Genomic DNA, 23,640 nt, shown 5'->3' with positions numbered 1-23,640 from the left:
TACAAAGATATTAAAAGTTATAAGGCGAACAAATGAAATCGGATGCGTTAACAGCGGCAGCAGTTGTGTTTGTTATTGGGCTGCTTATTAGTGGTTTTAGTGTGGCAGAGCTTTTCTCTGCAGATGCTGATGATGCGCCTACCGAATTACAGCGTGGTTTTCAGGTTAGCTTAAAGCGCTAGTTAAAACTTAAGGCAGTGTTTATCGCTGACGATGTAGTCGAGTGTTTGATCCCAAGGCTCTGTTGTTAGAGTTTCGACCTGTTGACAGCCATGAGCTAGCCCCACAAGTAATGGGCGTTTTAGGTGGCGACGAGTGCGAAAGCTAAAGGCTCTATCATAATATCCCCCTCCCATACCCAAGCGATTGCCAGTTAAGTCGTAGGCAACTAAAGGCATACACACCAAATCCAGTTGTTTGACCAAACGTTCTGGGCTGCTGTGAAGCGGTTCTTCAATTCCAAACTTATTTTTACTTAGCTTGTCCTTGCTTTGGTAGCGGTGAAAGCGCATGCGCTCGCCACAAATACGTGGAAGGTAGCAGTTTTTACCGTGGCGTAAGGCCAGTTGTATGAGTGCGTGGGGGCTGAGCTCTCCATCATTGGCTAAGTAGAAAGCAATATGCTGAGCTTTTTTAAAGGCCTTTAGTCCGGCCAGACGCTTAGCCACCTTGAGTGCTGCTTGTTGCTGTTGAGCACGGCTGAGGGCGCGTCGGCGTTGACGCATTTGTTTGCGGCACTGACTTTTTTGTAAGCGAGGATCGGCTGCTGACATAGCAAACTCTTTAATAAAGGCCCGGATGTGCCGCTGTCGACTTTACCTTGAACTGTAACGTTCAAGGGGGAGGTAGCTTTTGCGTATCGGGCTTTCCGCAAAGCGGACATGCACTCCCACGCAACGTATACCTCCGGGGTATAGATTATCAGCTCAGGGATTCGGCCAACTGGCGAACACTCCAGGTTGTATTCATTATAACACTGGCCATGGGTCTGCATCAGTCTTGACAGGTAAAAAAGAAGGGGGCTTAGTCGTTAATGTCTTCGGCTAAAGCTTCAATCAGCTTATTGTTTAAGCGGTTAAGATCGCTATTTGAACTGCTGTTACTACCGCTTTGGGCCAGTTCGTGGCAAAGGTTTAGGGCAACCATGACAGCAATACGCTCAACACCAATAATGGTGCCGCTTTGTTTGACTGAACGCATGCGCTTATCCAGCTCATTTGCAGCACGCATTAGATCGTGTCGTTCATCAGGTTTACAGGCTACTTGGTAGTCTTTATCGAGTATGTTGACCGTTGCGCGGTTTTCTTCGCTCATAAAGCCACCTGTTCTGTATTGCTCAAGCCTTTAAGATGGGTGATCATAGCCTCAACGCGGATACGAGCTTGTTGGTTTTTCTCGATTAACTGCTCACGTTCTTGCTGCCACGCACTTTCTTTCTCTCGAAAGGCCTTTGCTTCAGCTTCAAGTTGGGCGCAGCGCTTGATCAATGCATCGATATTCTGTTCAAGCTCAGCGAGTACTGGAGGGGTCATAACTTTGGTCTGCAGTTTAATAGCCGTGTAATGGGTAATCTGGTTGCTGTTTTATCACACTCAGCCCAAAACTACGATTATCTTAATGTGAATTCTAGAAAAGTATAGCCTTAGTATTGAACAACAAGGCTTTATCATTTTGTTTTGGTAAATAAGTATGAGTTTTGAGTTTCAGTTCCATAGCCTCAACGATCAATTGCTAAGTTTGGGCGCTATATGCTCTGCGGCAGAGTTGCATGGCATGCTGTGTGGGCTAGTTGCTGGCGGTAAAAGTAATAGTGATACCAATTGGATAGAGCTGGCCCGTGAATTTAGCGATTTAAGTCATTTTGATATCAGTGAAGAGCAAGTCACTTTAATAGAGTTTCTTAAAGAGCGCTGTGAAGTAGCTCTTGCTAGCGATGATTTTATTTTTACCCCTTTGCTTCCTGATGATCGTTGCCCTCAGGCTGATCGAGCCAGAGAATTAGGTGCCTGGTGCCGTGGCTTTCTTCACGGTTTTGGTAGCAGTGGTTTGGACAAAGATTCGGCCCTGCCTGAGACCGTGGTTGAGGTGATTCGTGATCTTGCCCAAATTAGCCAAGCGGTTAAAGCTGTGGAAGAGGAAGATGAAGATAGCGAAGCGGATCTTGTAGAATTAAGTGAGTATCTGCGAGCGGGGGTGATGACGGTTTATGCTGAAATGCGTTATCCATCAGCTAGCAGTGATTCAGACAACTCCTCAGACGATAAGACCTTGCACTAATGAGTATAAATAAACAGGAATTTATCCGTCGACGTGAGCGTTTGATGGAACATATGGAAGCAAATAGTATTGCAATTGTGCCTTCTGCTCATGAAAAACAGCGCAGTGCAGACACGCAGTTCCCCTTCCGCCAAGACAGTAACTTTCACTACCTTTGTGGCTTTCCCGAGCCCGACGCTGTATTGGTATTGATACCAGGGCGTGAGCACGGAGAGTTTGTTTTGTTTTGCCGCGATAAAGATCGAACCCGTGAAATCTGGGATGGCTATCGTGCAGGTCCAGCGGGTGCAGTAGAATATTATGCGGCCGACGATGCGTTCCCCATCGATGATATTGATGAGATTTTACCTGGCCTTATTGAAGGGCGTGAGCGTGTTTATTATGCGATGGGTAAAGAAGCTGCCTTTGATCAGCGAATGATGTCGTGGATTAATACCATTCGAGACAAGGTTCGCTCCGGTGCGACGCCGCCGGGTGAGTTCCTCGATTTAGATCATTTCCTTCACGATATGCGCCTTTTTAAAAGCGCGGCTGAAATTCGCTTGATGGAAAAGGCGGCTCAAATCAGTGCTGAAGCTCATGTCGAGGCAATGAAGATCTGTAAACCGGGCATGTATGAATACCAACTGGATGCCACTATTCAATATCACAGTGCCATGAAGGGTGGGCTTGAACCGGCTTACACCAGCATTGTTGGTGGTGGTGCTAACGCTTGTGTATTGCACTATATAGAGAACAAGCAAAAGCTAAACAATGGTGACTTGGTACTTATCGATGCCGGTTGCGAGTACCAAGCTTATGCTGCCGATATTACCCGAACCTTTCCTGTAAATGGCTGTTTTAACCCCGAACAGCGTGCTATTTATAGCTTGGTGCTAAAAGCGCAAGAAGCGGCTTTTGCCTGTATTGCACCGGGCAGGCACTGGAATGAACCGCACGAAGCTTCGGTCAAGGTTATCACCGAGGGCTTGATTGAGCTTGGTTTGCTTAAAGGTGAGCTAGAGCAAAATATCGAAGAGGCAAGCTACAAAGAATTTTATATGCATCGCATTGGTCATTGGCTTGGCTTGGATGTTCACGATGTTGGTGATTACAAGGTTCACGGCCAGTGGCGTGTGCTGGAGCCAGGCATGGTAATGACGGTAGAGCCTGGCATTTATATCTCTCCTGATAATGAAGCAGTTGAAGCTCGCTGGCGAGGTATAGGTGTTCGCATTGAAGACGACGTAGTGATTTGTAAAGACGGTTATCGCGTTTTAACGTCAGCCGTACCTAAGCAGGTTGAAGAAATTGAAGCCTTGATGGCCACTAATAAAGACGAGGGTGCTCAGGCATCTTTGTTGTAACGCTATAGCCGAACTTAGCCTGATTAGCATGAATTCTAAACAACAGTATGACATAGCCATTATTGGCGCCGGTATGGTGGGGTTGAGCCAAGCCCTGTTATTGAATAGGGCGCTGCCTGATAAACGTATTGTTGTGCTTGAAGCTCGATCAATTAGGCAGGGAGACCCCTCACCTAGCTTTGATGATAGAGTCACGGCCTTGGCTGCAGGCAGCATAAAGCTATTGAATGAACTGGGTCTTTGGGCGGAGCTACAGTCTGCTACTCAGGACATTAGCCACGTTAAAGTCAGTGATCGAGGTCATTTTGGCGCTATTAATATCGCCCAAGAGCAAAATGCCGGTTCGGCCTTAGGTTGTACGCTTAGCAATAGGGTTTTGGGTAAGGTTTTGATGCAAGCGGTAGAGAGCTGTGAGCACATAGATCTACATGCCCCCGCAGCGGTGAAGTCTGTGAGCTTTGCTACAGACAAGGTTAGCGTGACTTATGGCAGTGAACAAACAGAGGCCACACTAACGGCAGCGTTATTACTGATTGCTGATGGCGCAGAGTCGGCCATTGCTAAGCGCCTAGGCATTAGCTTTGAATCTCACGACTATCAACAGCGCGCCTTAATTGCCAATGTTGAGCATCAACGTGCACACCAAGGCCATGCTTTTGAACGCTTTGCAGAAGAGGGTCCCTTAGCCTTATTGCCCTTAGCTCCTATTCATGGGCGCCAGCGCTCAGCATTGGTTTGGACTAGAAAGCCAAATCAAGCTGACTTATTAGAGCAGTGCAGTGAAGCCGAGTTTCTTGCTGCTTTGCAAAAACAGTTTGGTTGGAGCTTGGGGCGCTTTTGCGCTGTAGGCGAACGACAAAGTTATAAATTACAGTTAATTAATGCCAATGAGCAGTGGCGTAGCCGCTTGGTTTTGTTAGGTAACGCCGCCCATTTTCTTCACCCAGTTGCAGGCCAAGGCTTTAACTTAGCCCTGCGTGATTGTGAGCGCTTAGCCCTTGTTTTAGCTGAGCAAGGTGGGGATCTAGGCGCCTTAAGTGGCTTAAACACTTATGGTCAGCAACGCAGCAATGACCAGTGGTTAACAACAGCGCTTAGCCATCAAGCAATAAGTTGCTTTGCCTCGAGCTTTGTACCCATGCAATTGGCGCGTAATTTGGCTCTAAGTAGTTTGAATCATGTCACTGCTCTTAAGTCTCTCTTTAGTTCACAAATGATGGGGCAGGCCACTAACCACAAGGGCTTACGCATTTGAATAGCAAAGTAGATATCGCCATTGTTGGTGGCGGCTTAGTTGGCAGCGCGCTGGCTTTGGCGCTTGCGAACGATGAGCAATGCCAACATTGGTCTATTGCTTTAATCGACAGCTCAGAGGCAAATTATGAAGCTGATTTAAGCAGCTATGATGCTCGTGTTGTGGCCTTGTCTCTGCGTAGTGTAAAGCTATTAGAGCAGCTAGGTATTTGGTCTGAGCTTGCTCGTCACTGTGCCTATCAAAAGATGCATATTTGGGATGAGCACGGCACTGGCTGTTTAAATTTTGACTGCGCCGATATTGCTCAGCCCCAGTTGGGTTATATCGTTGAAAACAAAGTACTGCTGGCGGCACTGACTAAAAAACTCGCACAGTATGGGCAAATTAAACAGTGGCGTGAGGCGAAGTTAGAGGGTCTTGATACGAGTGATCAAGTAAGCCGTTTAACACTGTCTGATGCTACTGAGCTTGAGGCTGAATTAGTTGTGGGTGCTGACGGTGCTCGTTCGTGGCTTAGGCAAACGCTTAATTTTGAAACTCGTGAGTGGGATTATCAGCATGCGGCCGTTGTCACTACGGTTGAAACTGAATTGCCTCATCAACATTGTGCGTGGCAACGCTTTTCAGCTAATGGGCCTTTAGCGTTTTTACCTCTCAGTTCGGATGATGGTCGTCATCGCAGCTCCATCGTTTGGTCTCTTGTGACTCATGAAGCAAATAGAGTGATGGCTTTGGATGAGGCGCAATTTAACGCTCAGCTCGAGCAGGTCTTTGAGCGACGTTTGGGTTCTGTATTACACAGTGATACACGTTATTCTATTGCTTTGAGACAGCGCTCGGCCAAGCGCTATTGGCAGCCCGGAGCTGTGCTTGTTGGTGATGCAGCGCATACGATACACCCCTTAGCTGGGCAGGGTGTGAACCTCGGTTTTTACGATGTCGAAGTGCTTGCATCTGAATTAAGCCGTGCCGCAGAGCGAGGTTTAGGTGCTGGTGAAGATGCAACTCTGCGTCGCTTTGACAGGCAGAGACAGCCACAGAATCTTGCCTCGATGGCCGCCATGGAGTTGTTTAAGCGGAGCTTTGCAAGTGACAATTTAGGCTTAAGATATGTTCGCAACCAGGCACTAAACTTGGTAGATCGTTCGTATTTACTTCGGCAATGGTTTAGCTCTGCGGCAGCGGGGTAATAAGGCAAGGCATGAGTGAGCATAAAGAACATTTACAGGCTCTGCTTGAAGATATGGGACGCTCTGGCCCTGAATCTCTGCACAGCGAACATAAAGATTGGTTGGTCTGTAATAGCTGTGGCCAAGTTCAGTATGTTGTAGCGCTTGAGCCCGAGCATGAAATGCTCTGCTTTAATTGCGGGGCTCAATTGAGTGAGTCTAAGAGTCGTTGGTTTGAAGCCGTTATTGCACTGACATTTGCCGCCTTGGCTCTGTTTTTAATCAGTGTGTTTTTCCCGATACTTACCTTAGAGATTGGGGCACAAAGCCAGAGTATCACCATTTTTGATGGTTTTTGGGCTTTGCTTGAGCGCAATAATTTTATTCTTGCCGCCTTAATTTTTGTGACTCTACTGCTCTTTCCCTTGTGTGAAATTGCGGCTTTGCTCTATCTCTTGTTGCCTTATTATTTTAATCGGCGTTTGTGGGGGCAGGCCACGGTATTGCGCTGGTTTAATCAAATTCAAAGTTGGTCGATGCTTGAAGTTTTCTTACTGAGCATGGTGGTGGCCTCCATTAAGATGGCCGATATGGCGCATTTAGAACTGGAATTTGGTGCTTACGCGCTGTTTTTGTTGGTTGCGATGCTTATCCTGGCCAATATTAAGCTCAATAGGATGATGTTTTGGGCTTGGATAAATAGTAATAACTATTTTACCGCTAAGGTAGGCGAGCCTGTACTGGATTGCACATCGTGTAATGCCATGGTGGGTAAAAGTATTGTTGAAGAGCAAAATGTATGTCCGCGCTGTGGTTCAGAGGTTCATGAACGTCTACCTCGCAGTTTAGAAAAAACAGCAGCGCTGACTTTGGCGGCGGCCATCTTATATATTCCAGCGAACATGCTGCCAATTATGACTTATAGCACCTTGGGAGATGTCAGCACCGATACCATCTTTTCTGGTGTGGTAGCACTGATTGCCAATGGCCTTTATGGTATTGCCGCTGTTATTTTTATTGCCAGTATTGCCGTGCCTATCTTAAAACTAGTGATTCTTTGTTATTTGTTAGCCGCAGTGAAGTGGAAGGTCAGAATAGGTGTTCGACATCGAGCTTGGTTGTACAAGCTCACAGAAATTATTGGCCGTTGGTCTATGGTGGATGTTTTTGTCGTCACGATCTTTGTGGCTCTAGTACAATTTGGCTTTGTTTATACCGTGGAAGCTGAAGGCGCTATTATTGCGTTTGGCGCAGTTGTGGTAATTACAATGATTGCTGCGGAGAGTTTCGATCCACGTTTGTTGTGGGATGCAAGAAATCAACACTTAAGAAAAAAGGATAGTGGTGAAACAACCAATCGTTAAACGAATAGCGCGTATAAGTCCTGTTTGGATCGTACCTATAGTCGCCTTTGTGATTGCAGTGTGGCTTGCTGTAGAGGCGCAAATGGAAAAAGGCACCTTAATAGAAATTAGTTTTGCCAGTGCATCAGATATTCAGCCTGGGCAAACTCAAATTCGCTTAAAGGATGTCAAAGTCGGCCAAGTTAAAACCGTGCGTTTAAGTGAGGATCTGCAGCGTGTAATTGTGAGCGCTGAAATTGACAGGGCCGTATCTAAGCACTTAAGTAAAAACACTCGTTTTTGGGTGGTGACTCCACGCATCTCTGCAAAAGGTGTAAGCAATCTAGGTACCCTTATTTCGGGGGTTTATATTGTTATGGACCCCGGTGATGAAGGTGATAGTGAAAGTTCCTTCCGTGGTTTAGATGAAACTCCGATTCTGCAAAGCAGTGCTAAAGGTCGTCATTATGTATTGCAATCTGAAACACTGGGGTCGTTAGATATTGGTTCGCCTATTTATTACCGCCAGATCCAAGTGGGTGAAGTCACAGGCTATCGCTTGGCTGAAGATCAGCAAAGTGTGGATGTGAACTTTTTTATTCGCTCGCCACACGATGCGATGGTGCAAAACCGTTCGCGCTTTTGGGATGTAAGTGGCTTTGGTGTGAGCCTTGGCGCTGATGGAATGAAAGCAAAAATGGCTTCTCTTACCTCTTTAATTGCCGGTGGTATTGAGTTTGATAATAGCGCCAGCTTGGGAGATTCAAGCCTGGCTGATCGAGGCCACCGCTTTTATTTATACCCCGACAGAGAAAGCGTGCTAGAAGAGCGCTATACCATTAAATATTTTTATTTACTGCGCTTCTCTGGTTCTATTCGTGGCCTATCTGTTGGCGCACCAGTGGAGTTTAGGGGTATTAAAATTGGCGAGGTTGTCGATGTGAAATTAGACAATGCCGATAACACCGAGCACAGCCTGCATGTTTATATCTCGATGGAGCCACAGCGTTTTGATGTAGATGATCACCCTAGCCGAGAAGAAGTAGATGAACGTCTTGCGGCTATGGTTAATGATGGTTTGCGAGCTAAGATGGCGGTTTCTAGTTTAATTACTGGGGCTAAGTACATCGACCTAGGTTTTACCGATGAAGGGCCAAGGGCCATTGTTAGCAATAAAGATTTTACTGAGCTGCCAACGTCCGCTGAAGACAGTGCCGAGATGGCCGCAAAAGTAGACACTATCTTAGGCAAGATTAATGACATTCCTTTTGATCAAATCGGTCAGGATCTAGCTTCAAGCATGTATAGCCTTAAACAAATTCTAGGCACACTTGAACAGCAAAAAACGGCACAGAAAATTGATGGCGCTGTTGATGGCTTGGATCAGAGCTTAGATAGCGCTCAACAAGCCCTAGCGGAATCTGAAAAGTTGATGGAAAACCTCAACTCGATGTTGGCTCCTGATGCACAGATGCGCCACGAGCTAAATGGCATGCTTGAGAGTCTCTCAGGTGCAGGTCGTTCATTACAACTCTTTTTGGATGAGCTTAACCGCCACCCTAACTCACTTATTTCTGGAGCCGATAAAGATGAATAAGATCAAGCCTTATTTATTGCTAGCGCTTGTTTTATTCGTGGCTGCCTGTTCAAGCAGTGGCCCTGCAACAAGTTATTACACTTTATTTTCAAAGCCATTGGCTTCTCATGCTCAAGTTGAGGCTGTTAATGATAAACCCAGTAGCTTAGTTACTTTGGGGGTTGGCCCTGTTGTACTAACGGGTTATTTAAAGAACCCGTCTATTGTAAGTCGAACCGATAGCCAGCAGCTTAAAGTTAGTGGTTCTCATGCTTGGGCAGAAAGCTTAGATGAGGCGATGGCTCGGGTATTAGCAATTGAGTTAGATGAGCGCTTAGGTCAATTAAGTGTACAGTCTTTCCCTTGGGATAGCCGTGCAAGGCCTCAGTTACAATTGCGTATAGACGTTCAGCAGTTTGATGGTATTCGTGGTGGTGATGTTGCTCTGCATTTGCAGTGGTCTTTATTTGATATAAAAGCGAATAAGGAAGTTGCCCGAGGCAGTTATCACCAGCAAGAACAAAGCGCTGAAAGTTACGCTGCCTATGTAAAAACCTTAAACGAACTGTTATTACAGTTCTCGCAAGATTTAGCCGCCAAGCTTTTAGTATTAGAAGCTAAATAAGATCTTCGCTTTTAAAGGCGCTAGAGCGAATAATTAGTTAAGGGTTCTACGTGCCTAAGCCTATTGTTAAAAGTTTACATAAACATAACCTTCATAAGCATGGTTATGATTTCCCGCTATTAACAAAGGCCTGGCCTGCTTTAAAAGCGTTTGTTAAACCTAATGCTAACAAACAGCTTAGTATCGACTTTGCCGATGCAAAAGCTGTTGTCGCTTTAAACGCAGCCTTACTTAAACATTATTACCATATTACTTATTGGGATATTCCCAAGGGGTATTTGTGCCCGCCTATTCCTGGGCGAGTGGATTATATTCACCACGCCGCCGAACTGGTTTGTGCAACTGTTTCTGATAAACAAGCTGGCAAGATTAAGATGCTGGATATAGGCACTGGGGCCAATGGCATTTATGCCTTATTGGCAAGCCAAGTTTATAGTTGGCATTGTGTGGGCTCCGATGTTGATCCTTTGGCTTTGGACAACCTAGATAAGATTATAAAGAGCAACAAGCTTCATGGCGGCATTGAAACACGCTTACAGGCTAATCAGGGGCAGATGTTTAAAGGCGTGATTCAACCTGGAGAATACTACCAACTTAGTGTGTGTAATCCGCCATTTCATTCCTCGCTAGAAGAGGCTCTAAAGGGCAACAAACGCAAACAAGCTCGGCTCGAAAAAAGTCGCAAGCAGCGTGCCGGTGAAGATGCTTTGTTATCTAGAAAAGATCAGGCTAAGTTGAACTTTGGCGGACAAAAAGCTGAGCTTTGGTGCAAGGGCGGTGAGCAAAAATTTCTACGCCTGATGATTAAGGAAAGTAAAGACTTTGCCGGTCAGTGCCGCTGGTTTACAAGCCTTGTTTCAAAAAGTGAAAACCTTAAAGCTGCCCATAAGCTCTTAAAGAAGTTGGCAGCTAGTGATATAAGAGAGATAGAGATGAGGCAAGGCAATAAAATCACTCGTATTTTAGCTTGGTCGTTTTCTTAGTTTGTTGGGCTGTTTCCAGCTGAGCTAGCTCAAAGCTTTCTATGGCTGGCTTGCTATACTGCGCTTTTTAGCCGGAAGTCACCCTTGTGCAGTTAGTCTCCGCCATTGCCCCCGTATTACTTATCGCCGCGTTAGGTTATGTGCTTAGCCGCTTTCGTTTCTTAAATAAAGAAGGCGAAGCCAATCTTAATAGTTTGGTATTTAGTATTTTAATACCTGCGCTTTTATTTAATGGCATTTTAAAGGCGGAGTTAGTGGGCTTTAATTACGCTGCCTATCTGGCTGCTTATTTCTTTCCACTAATCTTATTGTTTTGTCTGGCCTTAGTCGTTTTACGTTGTCTTAAGGTCAAGGGGAAAGCCCGCAGTATCTTGGCGATGTCGAGTGTCTACGGCAATGTGACGGTAATTGGTATTCCTGTTTGTTTGCACTTTTTGGGTGATGAGGCATTACTGCCTATGTCAATCATTATCAGTGTGCATAACTTTATTTTGTTTAGCTTAGCGACAGTAGCTGCAGAATCCGATGGCATGAAGCCGGGTAGGGTTTTTATACAAATTAAAAACATTGCTCTGAGCTTGTTTAAAAACCCGATCACAATGAGTTTGTTGTGTGGTTTAGCTCTGAATGCGATGGGCTTTCACCTACCCTTAATTGTTGATAACGCCTTGGCTTTATTAAGCGAGGCGGCTGTTCCTTTGTCTTTCTTGGTGCTTGGTGCAACCTTAAGTCACTTCAGCTTACGAGGAGCGCTTCTTCAAGCTTCTATTTTGTCCTTAGCTAAGCTGTTGCTATTGCCAACGGCCATTTACCTGAGTGCGAGCCAGCTTTGGGGTATCGAGGGCTTGTGGTTGCAGACAGCGGTGATGATTGCAGCGATGCCGGTTGGTGTGAGTACTCAGGTTATTGCTAGGCGTTATCAAAATTCTGAAGCCTTGGTGGCTTCAACCATTATATGGTCTACTTTGTTAAGTTTGTTAACGCTGTCGCTAGCGATGCATTTCTTGCAAGCCTAGGTAATGATGGTGGCTGCCTTAAAGTTGCTAGAAGCGTTAATGCTTAAGAGGGTATGCCGACCCGGGTTAACGAAAAAAGGGGGGAAACGTAGGCCCGGATTGGCATAAAAGCGTTAAGCTGCGCTAATGGGTGTGACGTTTTGGTCATCGCTTTCTTCGTTTTCTTGAAGAAGAAGCTCAGGTTTACCTTTACAGGCTTTAGCTAGGTCTTCTCGTCGGCGTGCCAAGAGAAGGCCAATGGCTTCACTTTGGTTTTCGTCTAAACCATCAATATTTTTCTCAAGCAGGGCGCTGATGTTCTCAGCCAGCTCAAGCATTTTGTCATGCTCTTCAGCATCTTTTTTATTTGCGAACATAGCGCCGTCCCGATCACATTTCCAAACTGCAATTACCGCCATGGGGGTCTCCAAGTGATACTGTTTTTATATACAGTATCACTTGGGGCGCTAGTGTCAATAGTTAGTTGGCTTTGTTTGTCTATTGCTCAATAAAGATCATATTGAGCAAGCTGCTGTTGGTCGTTGGACTCTGAGCATTACAATGCAGAAGCTGTTTACTGCTATTACCATTGCTAAGCGCCGAATTAACGCTGCACAAGACATTTCCAGCTTGGCCAATAGGCGTGGTTTGGTTATCAGTTAACGTACCTGTGATTAAGCCTGGCACATCATCATGGTTAAGCTCTTGGTTGAATCTTAAGGTGTAACTTGAGTTGCCTTTGCTGCCTTCAATACCATTGATCTTATAGATCTCACACGCGCCGTTAGTACACTCGGCTAATGCGTATGTTTCATCGGAAGGTGAGCCAAAGTCTTTAAGCAAACCGGCATAGTTACCATCTGCCGAATTGATGGCATTGAGAATTCGAGAGGGTAGGCTAAACAAGCGACGATAGTTGTTGCCGTTTTTACCGACCTCAACAATGGCAGAGTCGCTGGCGAAGAAGTGATCACCCCCCGTATTTAATGAAATGCCATCGCTACAAGTAGCGCTGTTTATGTTTTCAGCATCGCTTTTTGTAAAGGCGTCATCAAGAGCAAAACCTTTGGTTAGGTTGGCAGTTTTACCCGATATTGAATATAGGAAGGGCCCTACCCAGCGAACGCTTGTGCTGCTGGCATCAGCCGTGTTCTCCATAAATAAACCAGTGCCATTGATATCACTGCTTGGGCAATCTGCTTTTTCTACAAGCGGGATAAGTTCATCTGCGCCGCTTTCAAAGGGGTATAGTACAAAGGCATTCTCTCCTAACTCTATACCTCCTATAAATTCTCCGATACCGGCGTTATCTGTACTTGTGCTGACATTAAAGCGCACAAAGCCGTTATCAAGTCGTTCAAATTGACCGCTAACGGTATAGACAACAATAGAGCTTGATGCTGAGCTGTATTTTTTTAGATCGTAGCCGTTGGTATCACCGCTAAAACTTAGTAGCCACCATGCGCCTTCAGATGGGCCACTGTATTCGCTTTTATCTTTAGGATTTTCATTTTCTTCAAACCCCAGTTTACAGGCACTAAAACTGAACAAAATAGCAATGCTAAGAAAGATACGGCTGAACATGATTAGGCGTCTTTTTGATGGCTAGGGCAAGCATTCTAACTGCTTGCCCTAGTTGGGGTCGATAGGCTAATAAGTGCTAAGTTGGGACTTAGTACTTAATCGAGATAAAAGCTCGAATGACATTGGCTCCAAAGCCGTAAAGTGGCTCATTACCAGCACCGTATTCATTGGTGTTGTCTGGTGTGTTTTCACGAAAGTTCTGATAATCGAACTGAATGAAATCCCAGTACAGGTTAAGGGTGGTGTTGTCTGCCCAGCTTAGATAGGTTTGCTGCCAATCGTAGCTTGCACCTAGACCAAAGGCTTGGTTACTAAAAGCACTCATTTCTTTATCGCGGGCTCGGTAGTTTTGCGCATCAGCATAGGGGAAAAGATCGGAATAAAAATCAGCCTGGCTCTGTTCGTAGCCGCGCACTTTTGCCTCTAAAGTCCACTGTTGAATCGGGTGTATATAGCGCAGTTCCCAGTTATTAGCATCTATACCCCAGCTGTCCCTGTAGATTCTGTATTCAGCTCGTAAAGCCGCACGATACGGCAGGTAGTACATGCCTCGTAGGGCAAAGGCATCACTGTTTCTAGTTTCTGGGTATTTCTCAGGCTCTCTACCTAGGGTGCCATCGCTTTCTTCGTAACGTACACTGCGATAGGGGTTGTTAAGAAAACCATCATCGATAACGGCTTCGGCATTGGCTGAAATGATTAAGGTTTTAGTCAGCACTTGGCTTAAACCTAAACCAAAGCGTTGGTGCCTTGCCTTTCCTCTATCTATGGTTTCAACAATACTGCCGTCTTCATAAATATTCTGGCGAACTTCGTCGTTACCTTGGCTGTAGTTCATACTAAAGGTGCTCATATCACCAAAAAAGTCTTGACTTAGTGATAAGGCAAAGCTGTTTGCTTCATAATCGCGTTCGGAGCTGTTGGTAGCACTGATGCTCATAATGGTTTTGTCGTGCAAATAATCTAGGCCGACACTGGTTTCAGTGCGCTCTTCTTCGTAATAGGTCGAGCCTTGGGCTAATAGGTCGATAGAGGCTCCACTAATGCTGTCGGTGTAATAATTACCCCAAGCACTGATTTTATCTTTATAACCTTTGCGCACTAATACGGAGGGGCCATCAACGGTTATGCCACCACCTTCATAGCGGTGATATAAAACGTCTGCTTGGTCATCAGGTAGTACGGCTGCAAATAGTTGGCTTGAAATCAGCCCAAGACATAGACTTAAGAAAAATTTAATTACAGCCACAGCCGCCTCCCGCACTTCCTTCTGCACCACGTGCCGCTTCACGAGCTTCATAAACATGGTTGATATAGCGAGTGGCAACTGGGTGAGCCTCAAAGGCCATAATTGGGTCAGCCAGCTGAGCGCGCTCGTGACTTTGTACCCAAGGTTGTATTGAGCAGGCGCTTAGGCCTATTGACAAGCTAAGCAATACCAAGCGAATTATGCAGCGCATGAGCGAATTAACTTCTTAATGGTTTTTATATAAGACTTTTCATCACCGGGTTTATAGCCTCGATGAACGCTATCTATGTTGCCATCACAATCGATGAAGATAGATAAGGGCATGCCTTGATGCTTTTTAAATATGTCTCGGACTTCGCTGTTTGAATCGTAAAGGATGGGGAAGTCGACACCGTTCTTTTTTAGATAATCATTGGCAGTTTTAGGATCTTCATCAATGTTAAGGCCCCAAAGATTAAAACCAACAGGGCTATAGCGGGCGTGAATTTTATCGAGTAGAGGCATTTCTTGGCGACAAGGGCCGCACCATGTTGCCCAGAAATTGAGCATAACTACTTCGCCACGCATATCGGATATACGCAAGTTTTTTCCTTGATTACTTTTGAGGGTAAAGTCAGGAACGGTTTCAGCTAAAACAGAGCTTGAAGATGCACTTGCTAATACCAAGGTAAATAAAAATAGAAACTGTTTCATAAGCGCTCTCACTAAAAGAAAATGGATAAGCCGAGATTGGCTTCTAAATTTTGTATAGTTTTATCCACACCAAAAATACTGTGGCTAAAAATTCTATTGTTAAACCCCAGTCGTAAAGCGGCCCAATCGGTAGCAAAGAATCGGGCGCCGGCACCATAACTAAAGGTGAGGTGATCATCTCCACCAAACTGGGTGGAGCCTGCTCCTGCTAATACATACATCGAGGCGTTAAAGGCATGATTCTTACCTATAAAAATTTCGCCTGGAAATAAATTTAGACCAAGGGCGAGCTCGCCGTAGCTTAGTTCTCGCTCTTTTTCGGTTAACAAATTTTGGTCTGCTAGTACTTCGTAACTGGTTTTACTGGTTGTGGTGGCCCCATAGGTTGCTTCAACAAACCAGTCTTCACTTACATGATAGGCTGCGTGGACAGCCATACTGTTATTACTGCCAAAATCTTCAACACTCATCACTCCGCCACTAATGCCGAATTCGAAGTTTTCACTGTCGATTAAATCTTCATTAACATCTCGGCGCTTAATATCAGGTTTAACCACATCATCTAATATGTCAGCGTGCTCGTCTTTGCTTGCTTGCTCGGCTACACAGGGCAGGGCAAGGGCGAGTGTTGTACTTAGAAAAAGACGCTGAATCCAGCTTTCCATTCGTGAACCTCTTCGTTGTCTGCGCGGCTAGTGAGCACAGTGTGGCTGTTATATTCGGTGCGAAGCATAAAATTACGCGAGGCGTAGATAAACAAACCTCCCCCAACCATTAGGGTGTTATCTTCACGGTCTATGGCTTCGGCTAATTCAGAGTGCGGTTGGGTTTGCATGAATCCTGCACCCAAAGTTACAAAAGGGCTAAAGCGCCATTTTGGAAAGGGTTGATGAATAGCGTTTAAGCCATAGAGCTTGATATTAGAGCTATCACCAAATGCGTGGGTGTAGCGCAGTTCGCTACTGATATTTTCTGTCAGGTGATACTGCAGTGAGGTGCTAAGAGAGCGGGCACCACTAAAATCACCCGCAGCCATACCGAGCTCCCAGCGCCGCTCTTCGTGCAAGCGTTCTTTGCTGCGACTAAATTGCGCTTCGCTGCCATCTTCTAACAGGCTGCCGTCTAGCTCCTCTGCGTGAACCCAGCCAGTTAATTCTTGAGTTGTGGAAACTAAGTACCAATCGGTTTTGCTTTTTTTAACCTGCAGGTTATCACCACGCTCGATAACGTGTGTAACTGGAAAGCCTCTGCCGGGGCCGGTACGCAGCTCGAGAAAAGGCGCATTAACAGTTATTGCTATGCCTTCCTTCTTTGCAAGTGGATTCCAAGCATGGGCTTGCAACACTAAGCCAAAATAAAGGGCGATGAGTGTTGCAAGTTTATTTCTATAAGAACTCAATGGATCATCCTGATGTACAACTTAAAGCTTAGTATTGTTGGTTATTCTGGGGCTTCGAAGGGATTGTTGTAGTACTGCGCCCCAATGTCTAGCCATTCAGCAATTAATTTCAACTCAGCGGGGTTTAAGCGGCCTGTATGTGAGCCCCCCATAAATAGGTCGAAGAATGTATCACTATCACGAGCCATACCGCGAATGGGGGCCGGTTCTGCGGCCACATCTACTAGCATGGTTGCCTGTACGGTCTGTCCTAGTTCGTTGACTATAAAGACGGGGTCACCATTCTCATCAACAGCCGGAACTTCTATTTGTTCATTGACCAGTACGCCATTTTCGTCGAGCACTTGTGGTACATCGGCGCGCAATAACTCGACATAGGAAGTGACATAGTCGTCGCGGTCTTGGCTCTGCTGGTTGCTTAGTTCGAGCTGTGCATCGGGCACACGATCAGCACCGTTTTCATCTGTGCGGCTGTGGCAGCTAATGCAAGTATTATCAGCTATAACCAGCTCGGGGTCGCTTTCATCAAAGACGCGCCTATCGACTTCCCACAAGGGGGCAATATGAGTCGGGTAGTTAATCACCACTCGGCATTCGGCATACCACTGCTCTTGGCACTCCTCATTTGTTGGCGCCACCTCAATAGGTAGGTCGGCATATAGCAAGCTAATGTCGGGGCTCGCATCTGTAATGCTGGTATCTGTCCAGTCATCGCTGAAGATGAGGTCTACAGTGGGTCGCCTTGGGCCTTGCATACGCGCGGCGTATTCGGCCATGGTGTCGCCTACTTCTGGATCTGGGTGGCCTGTACCAAAGGCATCACGCAGTTGGGTATTGGCAAACGCTTGGCCACCCAGTGCGCCGGCATAACTAAAGTCTGCTTCGGCTTCAAGTCGGCCATGGGGGCTTGGGTCGTCGGCAAGATGGCAGCCGCCGCATTCTCGGCTTTCTCCAGGGGCAAGGCTTAACCAGTTGCGATGTTCTTGGCCGAGGTTGCCATCAAGAGTATGGCCATTGGCGTCGACAATGCTAAAGCTAAAGGCGACATTAGCGGGAGCTAGAAATTTGACTGAGCCATCTGGCTCAATCGGTACATAGCCTAAGATATCTTTCATTTGGCCGCCGCTGCGAAAACCAAAGGCGCTGCCGTCAAAGTCATATACATCGCGATTGGGCATGCTAACAGCTTTAACGAGACGCAAAAATCGTGCTTCTCTGTCTTCAATAGGTGTTTGTTCTGGATCGGCCATAACACTAGCACCTGCAGGGCTGGTATCAAATCCATCAAACTCATAGATGCTGTGAATATGCACAACCCCAAGGTTTTCTTCTATTAGTGTTTTTTGAAAGCCCAGCGGCGTGCTTGTATCGGGGAAGTCGGGAAGTGGGCGAGGCTGCATAATGACAACGTCGCTATACATATAGTTGTCCTTAGCTAAGGTAACGGGTCGAGCGGTTTGTGCTTGCGTATCGAGAGTCCAAATACCGTAGCGAGGCTCGGCGATACTTAGTTCCTCTAAGGCGCTGACGCCAGGGCCACATGGATAGGCATCAACGTCACTTGCTAAAGGGGTGATAGGGTTTGCATCTTCACTAAGTAGCTCGCCGTCTTCATCGACAAATCGAGCGAGTCCATCAACTAAAAAGCCGTCGTTATTGAGATAAGTGCCGATACCAGTGCCTTCGACAAGGCAGCCAGACCAGCTAGCCATGATGCGTCCACTACCATCAAATAGTGGATAGGCGCTGTTGTAAAATCCGCGTGGAGAGGCACCGTCATTGGTATAGCTAATACCATCGGTAGCACTCTCTTGCCCCGGTTTGGTCAGGCTTGAACCAGAAAAACCTTGAGCGAAGTCGACGTAGCTCTCCTGGTCGATATAACTTAAATCTCCGCCTTGGCTGAGTACTTCACGAGCGTGATGTCGAACTAATAAGCGTCCATCTTGTAGCTGTATGGGCTTGGTGCGAATAGCTTCTGTGCCTTCGGTTCCAGTGGTGATGCTGTGGTAACCAAAAAGTAGGCTTGTATCGCTGCCATCAGCTTCCATGCTGTAGAGGCTCACTCTGTCTTCGCCGCGTCGGTAGTTATCCCAGCGCACAAAGGCGATACGGCCATTGCTTAGCTGTACCGGATCTAAATCATGGCTTTGGTTGTAGCTAATTTGTTGGATGTTTTCGCCGTTCTCATCCATAACATGCAGTACAAATGTTGGTTCTTCACGATCTGCTTCAGTGCCTGGGTCAAATTGTGGCTTGTTTTCATCCAGTAAGATGGCTTTAGCGCGTGGTTGGCGGGTGCTAGAGAAAACGATACGGCCATCGCTTAAGTAGCTAGGCGCTACGTCTTGGCCCTGTTCGGCTTGTATGTCGCTACTTATTACGCGGCTAAGTTGCTTGCTCTCGTGGTCATATTGCCAAATATTCCAAGTAGCTTGTTCGTCCTCATCCAGGTCTTCGTCTTCAGGGGCGCGCATGGCAAACAGTAACTTGCTGCCGTCATGGCTAACGCTGATATCTTTAACATCATAGAGTGCGATAGTGCTTTCTTCTGTTGATTCTTCGGCCTCTTCGCTCTCACAGCTTATATCGCTACAGTTTGTAAATACCGAGGAGGTTAAATCCCTGCTTGGCGCACTTACTTGCGCCCTATCTTTTAATATCAACCGAGCACCGGGCTTAAAAGCAGCAGGGGCAAGGGCTTCATAAGCAAGTACTTGCCCATCTTCATCTCTGGGTACAGGGCGCTCTATATAAGCGATAGGGTAGTCAACCACGACTGGGTCGGATTGTTCGGAATGGTCGATGCTTTCATCAAAACCACTGCTGGCATCACAGCCTGTTAACGCCAGCACTGCACTTGCAAGCATGCCTAAAAAGGTGAACTTTGTATAAGTCATAGAATAATAGTTATTGCGCTAAAGACGCTATTTCTGCACGTACTTACTAAAAAGATCCCTTGTTTTAGTTAGGCTGTGTCAGATTGGTATTGTGTTTTAATCTTAGCTTTCATAGCCAAGTCGATTTTCGAATAGTCTAGTTTGGCATATCAACAATTATGCCAGCATCACTTATCTTGCCGTTTAGCCTAATTAATGAACCTAAGGTCTGAAAACTTAGCTTGTTGGCGTAATACGAGCTCTGGTTCTCATGTAATGTAGCTCTTTTAGCTCATACTTTGTTCGCAGTTTGTTTGTGGAATTTAGTACTGAGTCTCATTTCTGTCATAAAGCAGGATTGGCAAAGCCGTTTTATCTGTTTTAGGAATGAAAGCTGCGTATTAAGTTTGCCTCTCTAGATAAGGAAAGCGTGAGAGTGCAGTTTCATCGTGTTGCAGCCCTAATAAAAAGAATGACGTGACAAAAAGTGACGTATTAGGGCAAGAAAAAGCAATGAATTTATAAAAGCTGAGCTTCACTACAAGATTTTTATTACAGGCTGTTAATAGATTCTTTAGCGCTGGCGATTGGGTAATGATATGAATTTAATAAATAGACTTGTTTTGTTCTGTGCAAGTTTGGCTGTGTGTCAGCTTAGCTTGGCGGGCTCACTGGAGCAGGCAAAGCGCATACATGACAGGTTGGCAGGTACCGCTCCTAGTGAGCCGGTGTTGTTACAAATGGCGACCTTAATTGATGATGGTGATGCCGATGCAGCAGCAGCACTGGCGATGGAAAACGAAGGTTTTTATAGCGCTACGTTAAAGAATTGGGCCAGTCCTTGGACAAATCGTGATTTTGATGTGTTTACGCCGCTCAACGATTACAGTGCTACCGTCATTGGGCTTGTTCGTGATGAGATCGATTACCGTGAGGTTTTATATGGTAATCATATCTATGTCAGCAATGCTTCGGGTTTAAGCGCTTATAACAACAGCAACAACAATCATTACGCTGAGCTTGAAGCGGCCGATATTAGCTTAAAGGACACTCTAGTCCATCGTGATCAACACAGTGTGACGGGCCTGCCTGAGAGTGCAACCTCAGGTGTTATTACCAGCCGAGCAGCAGCCAAAGCCTTTTTTATTGCCGGTACTAATAGGGCGCAATTTCGCTATACCTTGGTTAACCATCTGTGTATGGATTTAGAGCAGGTGCACGATGTAACACGTGTTCCAGACCGAATTCGTCAAGATGTGAGCCGCAGCCCTGGTGGAGATAGTCGCGTGTTTTTAAATACCTGTATGGGCTGTCATGCAGGCATGGACCCGCTTACTCAAAGCATGGCTTATTACGATTTTGTTTTTGATGTTGATGCTGACCCCGAAGCAGAGCTTGGTCAGATTGAATACAACACTGATATAGACCCAGAAACTAACTCACGTGTTCAGCCTAAATATTTTAATAATGATGCCACCTTTCCTTATGGTTATGTCACGCCCGATGATACTTGGGTTAATTACTGGCGTGTTGGCCAAAACGCTGTCCTTGGCTGGGACCAAAGCTTGAATGGTGAGGGCGAAGGTTTACGCTCGATGATGCAAGAGCTAGCTCATAGTGAAGCCTTTGCTTCGTGTGCGGTTCGCAAAGTGTTCAAGCAGGTTTGCTTGCGTGATGCTCACGATGATGATGACCTAAACCAACTGCAGCAAATGCAAACAAGTTTTGTTGGCAATGGCCACAATCTTAAATCTGTGTTTGCTCAATCTGCACTTTATTGTGCTGGCAACTAGGAGCTAGTGATGAAAGTAATAAAAATCGTAGCTTCGCTGTCTTTATTGGCTACCGTCGCTGCTTGTAGTAGTGGCAGTGGTGAAGGGGTTCAGGCTAATGCGCAAGGCGCAGATGATGGGCGCAACTCGGGTTTGGTTTATAAAGGGCCTGCTCCGAGCACGGATGATGTGCAGAATTTTAAAATCAATGTATGGGATAACTTAGCTACCAGTGATCGATGTGGCGCATGCCATATTGAAGGTGAGCAAAGCCCCATGTTTGTTCGCACTGATGATATTAACCTCGCTTACGCGGAAGCCAACAAGTTAGTTGACTTGGGTGCGCCGCCGTTATCACGCTTGGTGACCAAGGTTCAGAGTGGCCACAATTGCTGGAGTGGCGAGCCAAATGTTTGTGCAGACATTATTACTAATTACATTGAAAATTGGGCTTCAGCTTCCGGGGCGGAACCCAATGCGGTTGTGTTGGTAGCACCCCCTGAAATTGAAATAGGTCAGTCTAAGAACTTTCCTCTCGATTCAGCGTTGTTTTCGACCACTGTTTATCCGGTATTGACAAGTTATTGTGTTGACTGTCATAGCGAAGACAGTGCGACTAAGCAGCAGCCGTATTTAGCCAGTGCCGATATTGATGTTGCTTATCAAGCGGCTAAAAGCCGTATGAAACTCGATAACCCAGCGTCTAGCCGTTTAGTTAACCGTTTAGGTTTTGATTCACATAATTGCTGGAGTAACTGTGCGGCTAATGCGAGCACGATGGAAGAGGCTATTCAGGCTCTTGCTGACGGGATTCCAACCACAGAGGTTGACCCTGCTCTTGTTGTGAGTCGCGCTTTAAGTTTACCCGATGGCATAGTAGCAAGTTCTGGTGGTCGTGTTGAAAGTGCAGCGATTGCGCTTTATGAATTTAAAACTGGTGAAGGTGCTATTGCTTTTGATACTTCAGGGGTGGAGCCTGCTTTAGATCTCAACTTAAGTGGTGACTATGAGTGGGTTGGTTCCTGGGGGGTGCGTATTAATGATGGCAAGGCCCAAGGTGCAACAAGTACCTCCTCTAAATTGTATGACCTTATAAGTAGTACAGGCGAATTTTCAGTCGAAGCTTGGCTTATTCCTGACAATGTAGCTCAAGATGGCCCTGCTCGAATTGTGACTTATAGCGGCGGACCTGATGATCGTAACTTTACCCTTGGCCAAACGACTTATGATTATGATTTTCTTGTGCGTCACAGTGAGGCCGAAGGCGCTGGTGGTGACCAGTTAAGCACTCCTTCTGAAGACGAAGTTTTGCAGGCAACTTTGCAGCACGTAGTGGTCAATTTCGACCCAATTAATGGGCAGAGTATTTTTGTGAATGGTGAACTCGTTGCTGAAGACACAGAGCAAGTTGGCAACTTAGCCGATTGGGACCCAACTTATGCGCTGGCTGTTGGTAATGAGGTCGACAATGCCGAGTTGTGGATGGGGACGATGCGTTTGCTCGCCATCCATAATCGCAAATTAAGTGTTGAAGACATTACTGAAAACTTTGAAGCAGGTGTAGGTGAAAAGTTCTTTTTACTCTTTGGCTTAAGTCACCTCATTGATGTGCCTGAAGCCTACATCGTTTTCGAAGTGCAGCAATATGATAATTACGGCTACCTGTTTACTGAGCCATTCTTTATCAGCTTGGATAACAGCACTGTGCCTGACGATTTACGTATTCAAGGCTTACGCCTTGGTTTGAATGGGCGTGAAGTCGCTACAGGTCAGGCCTATGCAAATTTAGATATCACTATTAATTCAGAGAACTACAGTTCTGCAGCAGGCACCTCTTTAGGCCGTCTAGGGGCTTTGATCCCTCTAGAGCAGGGGGCAGATATAGATCAGTTTTTCTTAAGTTTTGACAGCATTGCCGGCCGTTCTTATGCGCGCCCCGCTGAACCTGTACCTGAGCGAGTTCCTCTTGCGGCTGTTGAAGAGCAAAGTGAAATTGGTGTACGTACTTTTGATGAAGTTAATCTGAACTTAAGCCAGATGACAGGAGTGGCAACGGATGAAGTCAGTGTTAAGAGTGTGTTTGATGCTGTGCGTCAACAAATGCCTGTTGATGCTAACCCACAAGCGTTTTTAGCCTCTCATCAAAGTGGTGTGATGCAGCTTTCGGTGGCCTATTGTACGGCGCTGGTACAAGACAATAGTTTGCGCTCTCAGTTTTGGCCTGGTTTTGATTTTGGTGCAAGCTATGCTGCGGCCTTTAATGCTGCTGGTCGAGAAATTATTGTTGGTTCCTTAATGAAGGCCTTGATAAGCGATGAGCTTGATTACGATGGTTTAACGGTAAGTCTGGCTACTCAGCCAGATCCAGCTGATGTAGAAATGGAGCTTAACAATCTAATCGATAACATGGCTGGCAACGGCAATACCCAAACCACGGTGATCGCAAGCTGCTCGGCAGCTCTGGGGTCAGCGTTGATGTTGGTGCAATAAGCAGG

At 46.1% G+C, this 23,640-nt stretch carries 23 protein-coding genes and 1 other RNA gene; 12 read left to right on the top strand and 12 right to left on the bottom strand.

Annotated elements, in window-relative coordinates:
• Nucleotides 1–32: 32 nt before the first annotated feature.
• Nucleotides 33–182 carry a hypothetical protein gene (locus AB1S55_RS03570; RefSeq protein ID WP_370980419.1) on the top strand — a complete coding sequence of 50 codons (150 nt, stop codon included), beginning with the start codon at nucleotides 33–35 and terminating at the stop codon, nucleotides 180–182.
• Here AB1S55_RS03570 and AB1S55_RS03565 read toward each other — a convergent pair whose 3' ends face one another.
• From AB1S55_RS03565 to AB1S55_RS03550, 4 genes are all read right to left on the bottom strand, one after another.
• Nucleotides 183–773, bottom strand: coding sequence for a 5-formyltetrahydrofolate cyclo-ligase (locus AB1S55_RS03565; RefSeq protein WP_370980418.1), 591 nt, complete (start codon nucleotides 771–773; stop codon nucleotides 183–185).
• 14 nt (nucleotides 774–787) lie between these two features.
• Nucleotides 788–964, bottom strand: a non-coding RNA gene (gene ssrS / locus AB1S55_RS03560) — 6S RNA.
• Nucleotides 965–1,023: 59 nt separating this feature from the next.
• The gene (locus tag AB1S55_RS03555; RefSeq protein WP_370980417.1) at nucleotides 1,024–1,314 is read right to left on the bottom strand and encodes a cell division protein ZapA; all 291 of its coding nucleotides are present in this window, start codon (nucleotides 1,312–1,314) and stop codon (nucleotides 1,024–1,026) included.
• Nucleotides 1,311–1,532: a TIGR02449 family protein gene (locus AB1S55_RS03550; RefSeq protein WP_370980416.1), complete on the bottom strand. Its 222-nt coding sequence runs from the start codon at nucleotides 1,530–1,532 to the stop codon at nucleotides 1,311–1,313. The genes AB1S55_RS03555 and AB1S55_RS03550 overlap by 4 nt, the downstream gene beginning before the upstream one ends.
• 157 nt (nucleotides 1,533–1,689) lie before the next feature.
• On the opposite strand from AB1S55_RS03550, the gene AB1S55_RS03545 reads away from it, so the two are divergent.
• From AB1S55_RS03545 to AB1S55_RS03505, 9 genes are all read left to right on the top strand, one after another.
• On the top strand, nucleotides 1,690–2,277 hold the full coding sequence (locus tag AB1S55_RS03545) for a UPF0149 family protein (RefSeq protein ID WP_370980415.1): 588 nt from the start codon (nucleotides 1,690–1,692) through the stop codon (nucleotides 2,275–2,277).
• Entirely contained in the window at nucleotides 2,277–3,623 is a 1,347-nt protein-coding gene (pepP, locus tag AB1S55_RS03540; RefSeq protein WP_370980414.1) for a Xaa-Pro aminopeptidase, read from the top strand. Before AB1S55_RS03545 ends, pepP begins: the two co-directional genes overlap by 1 nt.
• A 28-nt stretch (nucleotides 3,624–3,651) precedes the next feature.
• The gene (gene ubiH, locus AB1S55_RS03535) at nucleotides 3,652–4,878 is read left to right on the top strand and encodes a 2-octaprenyl-6-methoxyphenyl hydroxylase (RefSeq protein WP_370980413.1); all 1,227 of its coding nucleotides are present in this window, start codon (nucleotides 3,652–3,654) and stop codon (nucleotides 4,876–4,878) included.
• Nucleotides 4,875–6,068, top strand: coding sequence for a UbiH/UbiF/VisC/COQ6 family ubiquinone biosynthesis hydroxylase (locus AB1S55_RS03530; RefSeq protein ID WP_370980412.1), 1,194 nt, complete (start codon nucleotides 4,875–4,877; stop codon nucleotides 6,066–6,068). Before ubiH ends, AB1S55_RS03530 begins: the two co-directional genes overlap by 4 nt.
• An 11-nt stretch (nucleotides 6,069–6,079) precedes the next feature.
• A complete protein-coding gene (locus AB1S55_RS03525; RefSeq protein ID WP_370980411.1) occupies nucleotides 6,080–7,411 on the top strand; it encodes a paraquat-inducible protein A in 1,332 nt (443 codons plus the stop codon).
• Nucleotides 7,392–8,987 (top strand): intermembrane transport protein PqiB, encoded by a 1,596-nt coding sequence (locus tag AB1S55_RS03520; RefSeq protein ID WP_370980410.1) that lies wholly within the window; start codon nucleotides 7,392–7,394, stop codon nucleotides 8,985–8,987. Before AB1S55_RS03525 ends, AB1S55_RS03520 begins: the two co-directional genes overlap by 20 nt.
• Nucleotides 8,980–9,591: a membrane integrity-associated transporter subunit PqiC gene (locus AB1S55_RS03515; RefSeq protein ID WP_370980409.1), complete on the top strand. Its 612-nt coding sequence runs from the start codon at nucleotides 8,980–8,982 to the stop codon at nucleotides 9,589–9,591. Before AB1S55_RS03520 ends, AB1S55_RS03515 begins: the two co-directional genes overlap by 8 nt.
• 50 nt (nucleotides 9,592–9,641) lie before the next feature.
• The gene (gene rlmF, locus AB1S55_RS03510) at nucleotides 9,642–10,574 is read left to right on the top strand and encodes a 23S rRNA (adenine(1618)-N(6))-methyltransferase RlmF (RefSeq protein ID WP_370980408.1); all 933 of its coding nucleotides are present in this window, start codon (nucleotides 9,642–9,644) and stop codon (nucleotides 10,572–10,574) included.
• Between the two features lie 86 nt (nucleotides 10,575–10,660).
• A complete protein-coding gene (locus AB1S55_RS03505; protein WP_370980407.1) occupies nucleotides 10,661–11,590 on the top strand; it encodes an AEC family transporter in 930 nt (309 codons plus the stop codon).
• A gap of 113 nt (nucleotides 11,591–11,703) precedes the next feature.
• On the opposite strand, the gene AB1S55_RS03500 is transcribed toward AB1S55_RS03505, so the two are convergent.
• The 8 genes from AB1S55_RS03500 to AB1S55_RS03465 form a co-directional block, all read right to left on the bottom strand.
• A complete protein-coding gene (locus AB1S55_RS03500; RefSeq protein ID WP_370980406.1) occupies nucleotides 11,704–11,988 on the bottom strand; it encodes a YebG family protein in 285 nt (94 codons plus the stop codon).
• 79 nt (nucleotides 11,989–12,067) lie between these two features.
• Nucleotides 12,068–13,153, bottom strand: a complete 1,086-nt coding sequence (locus tag AB1S55_RS03495) for a hypothetical protein (RefSeq protein ID WP_370980405.1) — start codon at nucleotides 13,151–13,153, stop codon at nucleotides 12,068–12,070.
• 88 nt (nucleotides 13,154–13,241) lie between these two features.
• On the bottom strand, nucleotides 13,242–14,402 hold the full coding sequence (locus AB1S55_RS03490; RefSeq protein WP_370980404.1) for a DUF3570 domain-containing protein: 1,161 nt from the start codon (nucleotides 14,400–14,402) through the stop codon (nucleotides 13,242–13,244).
• A complete protein-coding gene (locus AB1S55_RS03485; RefSeq protein ID WP_370980403.1) occupies nucleotides 14,389–14,613 on the bottom strand; it encodes a DUF4266 domain-containing protein in 225 nt (74 codons plus the stop codon). The genes AB1S55_RS03490 and AB1S55_RS03485 overlap by 14 nt, the downstream gene beginning before the upstream one ends.
• On the bottom strand, nucleotides 14,601–15,095 hold the full coding sequence (locus AB1S55_RS03480) for a TlpA family protein disulfide reductase (protein ID WP_370980402.1): 495 nt from the start codon (nucleotides 15,093–15,095) through the stop codon (nucleotides 14,601–14,603). The genes AB1S55_RS03485 and AB1S55_RS03480 overlap by 13 nt, the downstream gene beginning before the upstream one ends.
• 11 nt (nucleotides 15,096–15,106) lie before the next feature.
• Nucleotides 15,107–15,760 (bottom strand): outer membrane beta-barrel domain-containing protein, encoded by a 654-nt coding sequence (locus AB1S55_RS03475; RefSeq protein WP_370980401.1) that lies wholly within the window; start codon nucleotides 15,758–15,760, stop codon nucleotides 15,107–15,109.
• Nucleotides 15,730–16,494: an SH3 domain-containing protein gene (locus tag AB1S55_RS03470; RefSeq protein WP_370980400.1), complete on the bottom strand. Its 765-nt coding sequence runs from the start codon at nucleotides 16,492–16,494 to the stop codon at nucleotides 15,730–15,732. The genes AB1S55_RS03475 and AB1S55_RS03470 overlap by 31 nt, the downstream gene beginning before the upstream one ends.
• Nucleotides 16,495–16,535: 41 nt before the next feature.
• Complete coding sequence (locus AB1S55_RS03465) at nucleotides 16,536–19,394, bottom strand: hypothetical protein (RefSeq protein WP_370980399.1); 2,859 nt, start codon at nucleotides 19,392–19,394, stop codon at nucleotides 16,536–16,538.
• A gap of 578 nt (nucleotides 19,395–19,972) precedes the next feature.
• Here AB1S55_RS03465 and AB1S55_RS03460 point away from each other — a divergent pair.
• Entirely contained in the window at nucleotides 19,973–21,166 is a 1,194-nt protein-coding gene (locus tag AB1S55_RS03460) for a hypothetical protein (protein ID WP_370980398.1), read from the top strand.
• A gap of 9 nt (nucleotides 21,167–21,175) precedes the next feature.
• On the top strand, nucleotides 21,176–23,635 hold the full coding sequence (locus tag AB1S55_RS03455) for a LamG domain-containing protein (RefSeq protein WP_370980397.1): 2,460 nt from the start codon (nucleotides 21,176–21,178) through the stop codon (nucleotides 23,633–23,635).
• Nucleotides 23,636–23,640: the final 5 nt, after the last annotated feature.

The sequence above is a fragment of the Agaribacterium sp. ZY112 genome (genome assembly GCF_041346925.1).
GTDB lineage: Bacteria > Pseudomonadota > Gammaproteobacteria > Pseudomonadales > Cellvibrionaceae > Agaribacterium.
This window is presented reverse-complemented; position numbering and strand designations above follow the sequence as displayed.